Genomic DNA, 13,185 nt, shown 5'->3' on the forward strand with positions numbered 1-13,185 from the left:
TCTCGTATCTATGGAAAACATTCTCCAATGCTCTTGCCAACCACTCTGCTGCTTCATTTGTTTTGGAAAAATCCCTGCTTTTTAGTGTCAACCGTACGAGACGATAAAATGGCGGGTATTGATACTGGTAGCGATCCTCCAGTTGTTCCTCATACATCTCTTTATATGCGCCAGTTGACACCTGCTGAATGATCTGGTGGTGTGGGTTGTAGCTCTGTATCAAAACCTTTCCTCTTTTTTTAGTTCTGCCCGATCTTCCTGCTACCTGCAACATCAACTGAAAACTTCGTTCATGCGCCCTGAAATCTGGAAAATTAAGAAGGTTGTCTGCATTCATAATCCCAACCAGGCTCACCTTTCGAAAATCTAGTCCTTTACTAAGCATTTGAGTACCAATAAGAATATCGGTTTCGTGATTTTCAAAGGCTTCGATTATCTTTTCATAAGCATATTTTCCTCGGGTAGTATCCTGGTCCATTCTACCAATACTGTGTTTTGGAAAAAGCGCTTTTAGTTCAGTTTCCACCTGCTCAGTTCCAAATCCTTTTGTGGTAATCTCATTACTACCACAAGCCATACATTGGTGCTGCATTGCAATATGATAACCGCAATAATGACATCGCAACTGGTTATTATGCGAGTGATAAGTTAAACTAACGTCGCAATTTGGACATTGTGGTGAATGCCCGCAGGTATTACACTCCAGAATTGGCGAAAAACCTCTGCGATTCTGAAAAAGTATCACCTGTTCGTTTTCCTTCAGACTGGACTTAATCTCTTCAATCATTCTTTCAGAAAAATGGCCGGTCATTTTCTTTTTCTTATGCGCAGTTTTAATGTCGACCACCTCTACTTCCGGCATTAATACATCTCCAAACCTACTATGAAGTTCGACGAGAGCATACTTACTATGTACAGCATTAAAATAGGATTCAACAGAAGGTGTGGCCGATCCAAGTATGATATTAGCCTGAAAAATATTGGCTAGAACCACCGCCGCATCACGAGCGTGATATCTTGGAGCAGGATCAAATTGTTTGAAAGTAGCTTCATGTTCCTCATCTACTACAATAAGTCCAAGATCCTGAAATGGCAGGAAAATACATGACCTTGCTCCTATTACGATTTTACCTTTATCCTTATTTTCTTTTACATGTCCATATATCTCTACCCGTTCATTTACCGAATACTTACTGTGATACACCAGTACTTTATCACCAAAGTAATTCTGTAACCGTTTGATCAGCTGAGTGGTTAGCGCGATCTCAGGTAATAGGTACAATGATTGTTTACCTTTTTCAAGAGCTGCTTCTATAAGCTTAATATAGATTTCCGTTTTCCCGGAAGAAGTTACACCATGCAACAAACACACATGATCTTCAGCAAAATTTTCTATGATCTCTGTAAATGCTCTTTGTTGCTCGCTGCTGAAATTTATTTCGTGGTTACTAATTTCTGAATTGAATTGAATCCTGTCTGTAGACCGGTATTCTTCAATTAATATTTCCTTCTGAATTAATCCCTTTATCACTGCAGCAGAAACTCCGGATTCATTGGACAGTTCCTTTAATTTTAAAGCTTTTCGAGATTTTGCAGTTAAACTGAAGTAGCTTAGCAAAGCCGCACGCTGTTTCGGCGCTTTGGATAAATCATCCAGCAGGCTATGCATTTCAGCTTCTGCTTCATACATAGGATTAAGACTTACATAACGAACTTCCTTAGGTTTGAACTGCTCATAAATTTCCTGGTTGAGTTCTACCAGATTCTTTGCTACCAGTTTGTTTATAATAGGTAATACTTTTTTCCTGTCAAGTAACTGCTCGATCTCCTGTATCTTCATCGAAGATTGCCTTTGCAAGGCTTCAGTAACCAAATACTCATCATCGGTAAGCATTTCGTCCTCAATTTTGACTTCCGAAGAAAGTTTTACGATGCTTTCGCTTTCGAGTAAAAATGCTCCGGGCAAGGCTGCTCTCATTACATCGCCTTCGGTACATAAATAATAGGAAGCGATCCAGTTCCAGAATTTCAACTGGTTATGAGTAAGCAGCGGAGTTTCATCTAGGATCTGGTGAATTGGTTTGGCCTCGTATACTTCTGGAGGTGTACCGTGAATTTTAGCCACGATGCCTGTATAAATCCTGTTCTTACCAAAAGGAACAGCCAATCGCATTCCTTCCTGAATGAATTCTGCCTCTTCATTGGTGACAGCATACGTAAACCTGTTGTCCAGTGGCATGGGTAAAATAAGATCTACAAATTGTGACATATAAACTGAAATTGATAAAAACGAAAAGCTGCCTGAACAGCGACTTTTTCCAAGAAATCAAAAGTATTAAGAAACTTTAATTCTATGAAAATAAGTCTGACTTTCCAGGCAGCTTTATGCTTGTAGTTTATTATTCGGCTCTTTGCCAGGTTCTGGTTTGGTAGAATAAAGCGATATATCCACGAATATTCAACACATCCGGTTCCTCTTCATCGATCCAGATCTTACAGCGGTATTCCTTACCAGTTTTTGGGTCTACAATGGTTCCGTCACTGTATTCTTCGCCGTCCTTCACCAGGCCCTGCATAATTTCCATTCCTTCAACCGGTTTATTCTTAAGATCACCCTCGCATTCTGTGCAGAGTCTATCCCTGTCTTCCTCGCGCATAATTCGATCTACTTTTCCGTAGATCTTACCATCTTTCTCATAAACCTCGATAATACTATTTACCACACCTTCTTCGTTTCTATTCTCCCATTTCCCCAGAACATCCTGTGCGCGAAGATTATGAGTGAATAGTGGAAGAATTAAGAGAACTAATAAAAACTTCCCCATATTATTTACCTAACATGGCATCTTTTAGATCATCATCTGCCGGGTTTTTCGACAACCAGATTCCAAACAAAGCTTTCTTAAATTCCATTCCAGCAATAGTACCTAGTTCTTTATCGTTCTTGTATGCTGTCACACCAGTTCCTGGAAGATAAACAATGTCAAAAACATCATTCTTAGTGATTTCTTCCATAAAGAAACCTTTGAATTTTTTGATCTCTGCAGCAAGTGGTTTAGTGTTTCCATTCATAGAACTTTCAAAACCATCATTCACAGCATCCACCATCTTATCGCTACTAATTAGTTTGCTTACGATATGTAATTTAATGCTCATTGGCTTGTCTGAAGACATAATAGCATCAGCACTGGAAGATTTTTCAGAAAGATAGAGTCCGCCTGCGTAAAGGTCGATCCATAATTTCTCTCTGACTCCTGCTCCATTGAGCTGAAGGGTTTTCCCTTGGAATATTTCAGAATTTGGAAGTTTTACACCACCAACTTCTGTTTGAGCTGAAGTTAAGCCGAAGCTCATCATTGCAATAAATAAAACTGCTAGTTTTTTCATGTTTGTAAGTTTAGTTTGGTTTAAAGTTATTTAAAATTCCTTTTCAATTTGATCAATGAAGCATTTAGTTCAAAACCAAGTAATAAAAGGTTGGAATTGAGCCATATATAAAACATAAGGATCAATAAAGCTCCAATAGAACCATATAATTCATTATAATTTGAAAAATTCGTAATGTATAAACTGAATAAAAAGGTAGCAATAATAATAAGAATGGTAGTAAAGGTTGCTCCTACAGAAAAGAATTTTGCCTTCCTTGCTTCCTTGGTCCCAAAGTAATAGAGTATCGCCACAGATGTATAAATTAGAATAACAAATCCAATGTATTTTAATAGATGTGCTCCAGTTCCTTCTTTACTAACCAATCCCAGATCTGTTAGATCGGCGATAGCATAAGTTGTATATACAGCACCTATAACTGATATAAGCAACAACAATGCCAATATAAGTGCAACCCCCAATGCAACAGCATATTGCCGGGGAATTGACCGGTTTTTATTGGTATGATAACTAAATTCAAAGCCTGTGAAAATTGCGTTTACACCGTTGGTCATTAAAAATACTGAAAGTATAAATGCTACAGATAATAGACCTCCCCTTGGTGTACTTGCTATATCCTCGAAAATAGTTCCGAAGAAATCTGAAGTTTCAGGAGGCAATAGAGAATCCATAAATACCAGAAATTCTATCTGGAAATCATCAATGAAAGTAATGTAAGGGATCAAATTCAGCACAAATAGCAGGAACGGAAAGATTGCCATAAAAAAGCTGAATGCAATGCTACTTGCCCGGGTAGAAAAAGTTCCTTTTACGATCCCTCCCCAATAAATGATCCATAAATTATAAAGCGTTAATCCATCCAGGCCGGGTAAAACAACCCCTTTCGACCAACGTTTCCACCAGTCAGAAAGATCCTTTAATTTGGAGTTAAACGCTTTTTTTGGTGCCATTATTAAACGGCTTTTAAACTCAGATCTAAATTGTACACAGAATGCGTCAACGCACCACTACTTATATAATCCACTCCGCATTCTGCATAAGAACGCGCAGTTTCCAGGGTGATACCTCCACTACTCTCTGTTAAACATTTTCCATTTATTAGATCCACAGCTTTCCTAGTGTCCTCATAATTGAAATTATCTATGAGTATACGATAGATTCCATCTGACTTTAATATCTCCCTGATCTCATTCATGTTTCTTGCCTCGACGATGATCTTGAGGTCGAGATCCTTATTTGAAAGATATTCTTTTGTTTTATCTATTGCCCTAGTAATACCTCCGGCAAAATCTATATGATTATCCTTTAACATGACCATATCGTAGAGCGCAAATCTATGATTTTCGCCACCACCAATCTTAACGGCCCATTTCTCCAGAGCTCGGATACCCGGTGTAGTTTTACGTGTATCCAGGATCTTAGTTCCAGTGCCTTCTAACTTTTCCACAAAAGTTGCGGTTTTAGTTGCAATTGCACTCATTCGCTGCATAGCATTTAAAACAAGTCGTTCTGCTTTAAGAATAGATTGCGAAGAACCTTCTACGTAAAAAGCAATGTCTCCCTTCGATATCCTTTGTCCGTCTCGAATTTTAAGATCGATAGATAATTCTGGATCTACGTGATGAAACACCTTTTCTGCAAATTTTACTCCTGCGATAAGACCCTGATCCTTTACAAGCAGTTTTGCTTTGCCTTTTGCAGACTTCGGAATACAAGCGAGAGAACTATGGTCTCCGTCACCAACATCCTCACGAATGGCATTTTCTATAATTAAATCTATTTCTTTTTCGAATTGTTCCGGTGAGATCATTTTCTCTGCTTATTTTTGTAAATGTAGTAAAGTCTGTACTAAAATCACGGGATGACCATAAAATTAGTGTGTGTCGGGAAAACCGATAAACGGGAGCTAGAATATCTTGTAAACATTTATTCTGAAAGACTTCAGCATTATATCAAATTTGAAATGGAAGTAATCCCGGACCTTAAAAAAACTAAGAATCTCGATGAAAATCGGCAGAAAACCAAAGAAGGTGATCTTATATTGAGCGGAACTCAGAATTCAGATTTTATGGTATTGCTGGATGAGAACGGTAAGCAGTATGATTCCATTGCATTTTCAGAATATATTCAGAAAAGAATGAACACGGGATTGAAGCGATTGATTTTTGTAATAGGCGGCCCATACGGGTTTTCTGATGCCATCTATACAAGAGCGAACGGAAAAATATCTCTTTCCAAAATGACTTTTTCTCATCAAATGGTGCGCTTATTCGCTACTGAACAATTGTACCGCGCCTTTACTATACTAAAGAACGAACCTTACCATCATAGATAATGAATTCTATCAAATTAGTTTTTGCAACACATAATAAAAATAAGTTCAGGGAAATCCAGGCTTTAGTTCCAGATCATATTAAATTACTAAGTCTGCAGGAGATTGGATGTAATGAAGATATTGAAGAAACCGGTGATACAATCGACGCCAATGCCATCATAAAAGCAGAATATGTAAGAACTCGATATGGTTATGACTGCTTTGCTGATGATACCGGATTGGAAGTTGAATCCCTGGCGGGAGCTCCAGGCGTTTACTCTGCCAGATATGCTGGCGAAATTAAAGATGATAGCGCAAATCGCAGAAAGCTATTGAATCAGCTCGAGGAGCGTGATGATCGCACTGCAAGATTGAAGACTGTGATCGCATTAAATTTAAAAGAGAACGAAAATCTTTTTACAGGGATTTGTGAGGGTTCGATCACTAGGGAAGAACGTGGAGAAAATGGTTTTGGATATGACCCTATTTTTCAACCCAAGGGATTTGATAAAACCTTTGCCGAGATGAATCTGGAAGAAAAATCGGAAATTAGCCATCGTGCAAAAGCTTTCAAAGAGCTCATAGACTACCTATCTATTTAATATTCAGATATTTAAATAAATTACTATAAATTAGTTTGCTTCAGATTTAAACGTATCTTTGCGGCTTGAAATTCCTCAGGGTGAGGATGTGTTACTGGAAGTTTAGGTTTAAGTATGTCGATTCGCTTCTTATGTAACACTTACATACGATAATCGAATACTTACAAAAAAGAATGAACGCATTCCAAGCACTTGGACTGGACGCAGATTTGCTACAGGCCATAAACGACATGGGTTTCGAAACCCCAAGTGAAGTACAGGAAAAATCAATTCCTATTCTTCTATCCCAGGAAACCGACCTGGTTTCTCTGGCACAAACAGGAACAGGGAAAACCGCAGCTTTTGGTTTTCCACTTATCCAGAAAATAGATTCGAATTCTAAAAAAACTCAGGCTTTAATTTTATCGCCAACTCGTGAACTGTGTTTACAGATCACCAATGAGTTAAAGAACTACAGTAAATACAAAAGATCTCTAAATGTGGTTGCCGTTTACGGTGGCGCTAGTATTACAGATCAGGCAAGAGCGATTGAAAGAGGAGCTCAGATCATAGTTGCAACTCCAGGGAGAATGCAGGATATGATTAGAAGAAATCTTGCAGATATCTCTTCTATTAACTATTGTGTTCTTGATGAAGCAGATGAGATGCTGAACATGGGATTCTATGAAGACATCAAAAGCATTCTTTCACACACTCCAAAACACAAAAAGACATGGTTGTTTTCAGCTACCATGCCTAAGGAAGTTGCCAAGATCGCTAAGAAGTTCATGACAGATCCTGTTGAGATCACGGTAGGATCAAAAAACATGGGTACATCTAACGTGACTCACGAATACTACCTGGTAAATCACAGAAACAGATATGATGCTTTAAAAAGGCTGGCAGATGCTAATCCTGATATCTTCTCTGTAATTTTCTGTAGAACAAAAAGAGATACTCAAAAGGTTGCGGAAAAGCTGATAGAAGATGGTTATAACGCTGCTGCGTTGCATGGTGATCTTAGCCAGAACCAACGTGACCTGGTAATGAAGAGTTTTAGAAGCAGACAAATCCAAATGCTGGTAGCTACAGATGTTGCTGCTCGTGGAATTGATGTAGATGATATCACTCACGTAATCAACTACCAGTTGCCAGATGAAATAGAAACCTATACTCACCGTAGCGGTAGAACAGGTAGAGCTGGTAAGAGCGGTGTATCTATGGTGATCATTTCCAAAAGTGAGGTTCGTAAGATCCGTACTATTGAAAAGATCATTCAGCAGAAATTTGAAGAAAAGCAAATTCCTGATGGAAAAGAGATCTGTAAGATCCAGTTATTCCATCTAGCGAATGATATAAAGAAAACGGAGATCAATCATGATATTGATCCTTATCTTCCTAATATCAATGAGGCTCTGGAAGATTTCACTAAAGAAGAATTGATCAAAAAATTCTTTTCGGTTGAATTTACTCGTTTCTTTAACTATTACGAGAAAGCTCCAGATCTTACTGCAGAATCTGCAGGAGGTAGACCAGAAGTTTCAGAAGGAAATACAAGGTATTTCATAAATGTTGGTTCAAAAGATGGTTATGACTGGAAGAGTCTTAAAGACTTCCTTACAGGCGAACTAAACCTTGATAGGGACGATATCTTTAAAGTAGACTGTAAAGCAAGTTTTTCTTTCTTTAATACAGACGAGAAGCACGCTGATCTAATACTTAAAACATTTACAGAATACCAGCAAAATGGTAGATATGTGAATGTGGAAATCACTAAAGACCAGAAGTCTGATAGCGGCGGTGGTCGTAAAAGAGAACGTGGCGGTGGCGGCGGTCGTAAAGGCGGCGGAAAAAGCTTTAACGATAAAGGAAGCTTCAGAAAAAGACGTAGCGGTTCAGATCGAGGAGATAAAAAAGGTAACCGGAAAGGAAGCCGAAACAAAAATGTCGAGAGTTCTATAAAAAGAAGAAGATCGAAAGCGTAAAATAAAAGGTGCCAAACTTAAACTAAGTTTGGCACTGTTTTTTATGAAGATTTTCTATTTTTAGGCTCGATTGCTATGAAAACATATTTACCCCTATTATTTTTTCTACTTACAGGTATCTTATCTGCACAGGAAGTAGATATTGTTGCCGGTACGGTAATGAATGCGGCTAATGACAAGCCTATTGAAAATGTACATATTGTGAACCTTAACCAGGTTAAAGGTTCTACTACTGGTGAAGAAGGGGAATTCAAACTTCAGGCAACTGTGAATGACACTTTATATTTCTCTTACCTGGGATTTAGATCGATTAGAGTTCGAGTCACCAATGACTGGCTTAAGTATGGTAATGTAAAAGTTAAGATGACCGAGCTGGGTTTTGATCTTGAAGAAGTAACGGTCACTTCCAATAATCTAACAGGCTACCTTGAGATCGACGCTAAAAACATTCCAATTTATGATAATTACCGCTATAGTATTTCTGGTTTAAACTCTGGATATGAAGGTGGTGACAAATCTCCCAATGCTGTAACGAAGGCATTACGCTCCCTTTCCAATCCTGCAGATCTCGTCTATAATATATTTGGCGCAAGACCAAAACAGATGCGGAAACTCAGGGAGATGAAGAAGGATGAAGATATTAAAGATCTCCTTCGGAACAAATTTGATCGGGAAACCTTAATGGCGTTATTACAGGTAAACCGCGCTGAAATTGATGAAATCCTGAATAATTGCAACTATTCTGAAGATTTTATGCGAACGGCAAATGATCTGCAAATCTTAAATGCCATCAACGGCTGTTACGAAGAATATAAAGTTCTTCAGAAGAATTAGCGATTTTCTAGAATCTGTTTTAATTCCTTTAATCCCTGATCAAGGTTATTTCCCATTGCTTTTTCGGGGGAATAAAAAATGCTAATGATAGTAAGCGGAAACGCAAGGTTTCCTCTAGTACCCCAGACCATCTTGGTTTTCTCGCTATCCAATTCCTTAACACCTATATACGTAAGGGCATTAACCTTAACCGGTTTTATAAAAAGTATTTTAGTTTCAAAAACCCTGCCCTGCTTGGTCTTCACTATTTTCTGTATCCCCTCTCCCACTTTGTTATTTCCTTTCCAATAGAAAGAAGCACCCTCTTTACCGTCTGGCCCCTTATATTTTAAAACCGCATTAGGATCACGCTGAAATAATGGGTTCCATAAAGGTTGATTTTTTAGCTGACGAACAAAGCCATAAACTTCTTCTCTGGACTTATTAATCACCACGGTCCTGCTAACATCAAAGTCCTTTTTGGCCCATGCGTGCAGAAATGCAAAAAAAGTAATTAAGGCAATAATTAAGTAGAAAAACAGGGTCATTGCTCGGCTTTAGGATTTAAAAGTTACGAATATTTACTGATTACGAAAACGTTCAATAATCTCCTCTGAATTTTTTATGGTTTTCTTTGTCCAGGCCAGCCTTACTTCTTGCATTCGTTTTTCAGAAAACTGCCAATCTATATTAGAAGTGTCAAGTTTTTCTCTTAAAGACTGAAGTATGATCGCTGCAGAAACTGAGATATTCAGGCTTTCAGTAAACCCATACATAGGAATTTTAATGCTTGCATCTGCCTCTCTGAGAATTTCTTCTGAAAGTCCGTTTTGCTCTGTTCCAAAAAATATGGCGGAAGGTTTTGCAATATCAAAATCTGCCAGCATTGTAGAATTATTATGAGGAGTGGTGGCTACGATCTGGTAGCCCTTTTGCCGTAATTCATGTAGACATTCCCTGGAGGTATTGTATCGATGTACATCTACCCATTTCTGAGCTCCCATGGCAATTTCCTTGTCGATTCGTCTAGGCAGGTTTTCTTCTATTACATGTAAGTTCTGGATCCCGAATACATCACAACTACGAACCACCGCACTGGTATTATGCAATTGGTAAACATCCTGGGCTACTACGGTAAAATGATCTGTTCTTTGAGTCAGAACTTTTTCGAAGAGATCGATCCTGCGCTGGGTCAACAATCCCTGCAAATGTTCAAGTAATTTCTGGTCGGTCATGGCTGTACTAAAATATAAAAACTGTGCTCTTTTAGAAGCGTTTCGCTGGTATTTATCTTCGACACCAATAATATACCTGATAACACCTGATTCTCAATAATTAATAGTTGAATAATTTTAAGGTAGATGAATTGAGAGTGCAATTATCTGGAAGCTTAATCATAATTTCTTTGTATTTTAAAACTTCAAGCTGACGTTACTAATCAGAAATCCTTAAGAAATGAAGAAAATAGTTGTACTAAGCGGAGCAGGAATTAGCGCTGAAAGTGGCTTAAAAACTTTCAGGGATGAAAACGGTTTATGGGAAGGTCATGATGTGATGGAAGTTGCCTCACCAATGGCTTGGGAAAATAACCAAGAATTAGTACTGGATTTTTATAATCAACGAAGAAGACAACTTCTGGAAGTAGAACCAAATGCCGCTCACGATGCCTTAGTAGATCTTGAAAAACAATATGAAGTACAAATCATTACTCAGAACGTAGATGATTTACATGAACGAGCAGGTAGCTCGAATGTATTACATCTTCATGGTGAATTATTAAAAGCCAGAAGTACTTTCGATGATAACCTGGTGATGGACTGGAGAAAAGATATTCGAAGTGGAGATTTCTGTGAACACAACAAACAACTTAGACCTCATATTGTTTGGTTTGGCGAGGCCGTTCCAATGTTTCAAAAGGCGGCAGATCATTGTGCAATGGCAGATATTCTTATCATTGTAGGCACATCCATGCAGGTATATCCTGCTGCCGGATTGGTAGATTTTATTCCGAAGAAATGTCCGGTATATTTTATCGATCCTAAACCAAATATTAGTGAAAATGCATCGCTTGAAATAATAAGTAAAAAGGCTGTGGAAGGTATACCAAAGCTTGTAGCACAATTATTAGCTTAATGCAAGAGTTGAGAAAATTCTGGAAAACACCAGTTTGAAACTTGCTTCCCGTCAGCATGCTTCAGAATTAGTCCTAACTAATATCTTTTGCCACAAACTATAGAATTCATCAAGCTCCCTCAGCAATTATCAATGAAGGCATGGATGATAATTGAGATAATTGGACGTGATAATGTTGATATACTGGGTGAATCTATTTCTGCTATTATTAATAGTGGACAATTGTATTCTGATGGCTCTTCGAAAAGGTGTATGATGAAAATATTCAGTTTTCTAGTTAAATCACATTTCCATAAAAGCTCTTCAATTCATCTTCATCATGCTGAAATAAAGGAAATTATCAGGCTTTCCTTTCAATATTCAATGAACGATGAGAAAACTGCAATAAAAGTTTTTGCTATGCAGAATATTTATGATCTCAGAAAGGAAGAAAAATGGATTGAAACTGAATTAATATCGCTTCTGGAAAAGAATATTTCTACTTCAACTCCGGGTTATAGATCACGGGCTTTGAAGATCCTGAGGAAATTGTAACATCTGTTTTTTAGTCAATCAGGAAGAAGTATCTTTATGCTTTAATTTTTTAAAACCAAAAAATGACATCGCTCTCTGCAGTATCTCCAATAGATGGAAGGTATAGATCCAAAACCAAGCAACTTTCAGCATACTTTAGTGAAGAAGCATTGATACGCTATCGTATCCTGGTAGAAGTTGAATATTTTATTGCACTATATGAACAGGGCTTACCTCAACTTCAGGATGTAAATTCCGCAAACTTCCCGAAGCTAAGAGAGCTGTATCAAAATTTCACTTCGATAGATGCACAGGCTATAAAGAAGATCGAAAAGGTTACTAATCATGATGTGAAAGCAGTTGAATATTTCTTGAAAGAAGAATTTGAAAAGCTTGGAATGCAGGATTCGAAGGAGTTTATTCATTTTGGTCTTACCTCTCAGGATATTAATAACACGGCCATTCCACTAAGTTTAAAAGAGGCTACGGAAGAGGTATACCTTCCAGAACTGGATGAAATTGTAAAAAAACTGGAATCCCTGGCTGAAGAATGGGAAGATATTCCGCTCCTGGCGCGTACCCACGGTCAACCAGCTTCACCTACCCGACTTGGAAAAGAAATTCAGGTATTTGTAGTTCGAATCAAAGAGCAGCTACGATTTTTTAAAGATATTCCTAACGCAGCTAAATTTGGAGGAGCAACTGGAAATTTCAACGCTCACAAAGTAGCATACCCAGATACCGACTGGAAAGCTTTTGGACAAAATTTTGTAGAATCGAAATTGAAGCTTCACCACTCCTTCCCTACTACACAAATAGAACATTATGATCATGCGGCATCATTATTTGATGCTTTCAAACGCATCAATAATATTTTACTGGATCTGGATCGCGATATCTGGACTTATATTTCGATGGATTACTTTAAGCAGAAGATCAAAAAAGGTGAGATAGGTTCTTCAGCAATGCCACATAAAGTAAATCCAATAGATTTTGAAAATTCAGAAGGAAATCTTGGTATTGCCAATGCGATATTCGAACATCTTTCAGCAAAATTGCCGGTAAGCAGGCTACAACGTGATTTAACCGATAGTACAGTTCTTAGAAACATTGGTGTTCCAATGGGTCATACGATCATCGCTTTTAAATCCACCTTGAAAGGGCTGAATAAATTGCTCCTAAATGAAGATAAACTACATGCAGATCTCGAGAATAACTGGGCTGTTGCTGCTGAAGCTATTCAGACGATTCTAAGAAGAGAAGGTTATAAAAATCCTTATGAAGCATTGAAAGGTCTTACAAGAACCAATGAAAGAATTACGAAGGAAAGTATTTCCAGGTTTATTGACGAGCTGGACGTGACTGAAGAAGTTCGAACTGAACTTCATAAGATAACGCCACAAAATTACACCGGAATATAAATATCTCTTTTCAACTCATTAAAAAAGCCTCCGGACGT

14 protein-coding genes are annotated in these 13,185 nt (G+C 37.9%); 7 read left to right on the plus strand and 7 right to left on the minus strand.

The window, feature by feature from the left end; all coding sequences use genetic code 11:
- The 5 genes from priA to nadC form a co-directional block, all read right to left on the minus strand.
- Positions 1-2,269, minus strand: a 2,269-nt coding sequence (priA, locus tag QZ620_RS03105) for a primosomal protein N' (RefSeq protein WP_295178991.1), incomplete at its 3' end; no start/stop codon positions are given.
- A 130-nt stretch (positions 2,270-2,399) separates the two neighbouring features.
- Positions 2,400-2,825: a DUF2147 domain-containing protein gene (locus QZ620_RS03110; RefSeq protein WP_295178993.1), complete on the minus strand. Its 426-nt coding sequence runs from the start codon at positions 2,823-2,825 to the stop codon at positions 2,400-2,402.
- Between the two features lies 1 nt (position 2,826).
- Positions 2,827-3,387, minus strand: coding sequence for a chalcone isomerase family protein (locus QZ620_RS03115; protein ID WP_295178995.1), 561 nt, complete (start codon positions 3,385-3,387; stop codon positions 2,827-2,829).
- A gap of 26 nt (positions 3,388-3,413) precedes the next feature.
- Entirely contained in the window at positions 3,414-4,337 is a 924-nt protein-coding gene (locus QZ620_RS03120; RefSeq protein ID WP_295178997.1) for a YihY/virulence factor BrkB family protein, read from the minus strand.
- Between the two features lie 2 nt (positions 4,338-4,339).
- Entirely contained in the window at positions 4,340-5,197 is an 858-nt protein-coding gene (nadC, locus tag QZ620_RS03125) for a carboxylating nicotinate-nucleotide diphosphorylase (protein ID WP_295178999.1), read from the minus strand.
- A 51-nt stretch (positions 5,198-5,248) separates the two neighbouring features.
- On the opposite strand from nadC, the gene rlmH reads away from it, so the two are divergent.
- From rlmH to QZ620_RS03145, 4 genes are all read left to right on the plus strand, one after another.
- The gene (rlmH, locus tag QZ620_RS03130; protein WP_295179000.1) at positions 5,249-5,722 is read left to right on the plus strand and encodes a 23S rRNA (pseudouridine(1915)-N(3))-methyltransferase RlmH; all 474 of its coding nucleotides are present in this window, start codon (positions 5,249-5,251) and stop codon (positions 5,720-5,722) included.
- Between the two features lie 8 nt (positions 5,723-5,730).
- The gene (locus tag QZ620_RS03135) at positions 5,731-6,303 is read left to right on the plus strand and encodes a non-canonical purine NTP diphosphatase (protein ID WP_295179077.1); all 573 of its coding nucleotides are present in this window, start codon (positions 5,731-5,733) and stop codon (positions 6,301-6,303) included.
- Positions 6,304-6,476: 173 nt separating this feature from the next.
- Positions 6,477-8,267, plus strand: coding sequence for a DEAD/DEAH box helicase (locus QZ620_RS03140; protein ID WP_295179002.1), 1,791 nt, complete (start codon positions 6,477-6,479; stop codon positions 8,265-8,267).
- Positions 8,268-8,342: 75 nt separating this feature from the next.
- Positions 8,343-9,101 (plus strand): carboxypeptidase-like regulatory domain-containing protein, encoded by a 759-nt coding sequence (locus QZ620_RS03145; protein WP_141877886.1) that lies wholly within the window; start codon positions 8,343-8,345, stop codon positions 9,099-9,101.
- On the opposite strand, the gene QZ620_RS03150 is transcribed toward QZ620_RS03145, so the two are convergent.
- Entirely contained in the window at positions 9,098-9,628 is a 531-nt protein-coding gene (locus tag QZ620_RS03150; protein ID WP_141877887.1) for an SRPBCC family protein, read from the minus strand. The genes QZ620_RS03145 and QZ620_RS03150 overlap by 4 nt on opposite strands.
- Before the next feature lie 33 nt (positions 9,629-9,661).
- Positions 9,662-10,315 carry an RNA methyltransferase gene (locus QZ620_RS03155; protein ID WP_295179007.1) on the minus strand — a complete coding sequence of 218 codons (654 nt, stop codon included), beginning with the start codon at positions 10,313-10,315 and terminating at the stop codon, positions 9,662-9,664.
- 220 nt (positions 10,316-10,535) lie between these two features.
- Here QZ620_RS03155 and QZ620_RS03160 point away from each other — a divergent pair, with 220 nt between their 5' ends.
- From QZ620_RS03160 to purB, 3 genes are all read left to right on the plus strand, one after another.
- Entirely contained in the window at positions 10,536-11,213 is a 678-nt protein-coding gene (locus QZ620_RS03160; protein ID WP_295179008.1) for an NAD-dependent deacylase, read from the plus strand.
- Positions 11,214-11,357: 144 nt separating this feature from the next.
- Positions 11,358-11,747, plus strand: a complete 390-nt coding sequence (locus QZ620_RS03165) for a hypothetical protein (protein WP_295179009.1) — start codon at positions 11,358-11,360, stop codon at positions 11,745-11,747.
- Positions 11,748-11,809: 62 nt separating this feature from the next.
- The gene (gene purB / locus QZ620_RS03170) at positions 11,810-13,147 is read left to right on the plus strand and encodes an adenylosuccinate lyase (protein WP_295179010.1); all 1,338 of its coding nucleotides are present in this window, start codon (positions 11,810-11,812) and stop codon (positions 13,145-13,147) included.
- Positions 13,148-13,185: the final 38 nt, after the last annotated feature.

It is taken from the genome of uncultured Christiangramia sp., from assembly GCF_913046405.1.
GTDB lineage: Bacteria > Bacteroidota > Bacteroidia > Flavobacteriales > Flavobacteriaceae > Christiangramia > Christiangramia marina.

What these genes read in the sequence shown, in the direction of transcription:
- QZ620_RS03110 (WP_295178993.1), bottom strand. Translation starts at nt 2,825, where the DNA reads ATGGGGAAGTTTTTATTAGTTCTCTTAATTCTTCCACTATTCACTCAT.
- QZ620_RS03115 (WP_295178995.1), bottom strand. Translation starts at nt 3,387, where the DNA reads ATGAAAAAACTAGCAGTTTTATTTATTGCAATGATGAGCTTCGGCTTA.
- QZ620_RS03120 (WP_295178997.1), bottom strand. Translation starts at nt 4,337, where the DNA reads ATGGCACCAAAAAAAGCGTTTAACTCCAAATTAAAGGATCTTTCTGAC.
- nadC (WP_295178999.1), bottom strand. Translation starts at nt 5,197, where the DNA reads ATGATCTCACCGGAACAATTCGAAAAAGAAATAGATTTAATTATAGAA.
- rlmH (WP_295179000.1), top strand. Translation starts at nt 5,249, where the DNA reads ATGACCATAAAATTAGTGTGTGTCGGGAAAACCGATAAACGGGAGCTA.
- QZ620_RS03140 (WP_295179002.1), top strand. Translation starts at nt 6,477, where the DNA reads ATGAACGCATTCCAAGCACTTGGACTGGACGCAGATTTGCTACAGGCC.
- QZ620_RS03145 (WP_141877886.1), top strand. Translation starts at nt 8,343, where the DNA reads ATGAAAACATATTTACCCCTATTATTTTTTCTACTTACAGGTATCTTA.
- QZ620_RS03150 (WP_141877887.1), bottom strand. Translation starts at nt 9,628, where the DNA reads ATGACCCTGTTTTTCTACTTAATTATTGCCTTAATTACTTTTTTTGCA.
- QZ620_RS03155 (WP_295179007.1), bottom strand. Translation starts at nt 10,315, where the DNA reads ATGACCGACCAGAAATTACTTGAACATTTGCAGGGATTGTTGACCCAG.
- QZ620_RS03160 (WP_295179008.1), top strand. Translation starts at nt 10,536, where the DNA reads ATGAAGAAAATAGTTGTACTAAGCGGAGCAGGAATTAGCGCTGAAAGT.
- QZ620_RS03165 (WP_295179009.1), top strand. Translation starts at nt 11,358, where the DNA reads ATGATAATTGAGATAATTGGACGTGATAATGTTGATATACTGGGTGAA.
- purB (WP_295179010.1), top strand. Translation starts at nt 11,810, where the DNA reads ATGACATCGCTCTCTGCAGTATCTCCAATAGATGGAAGGTATAGATCC.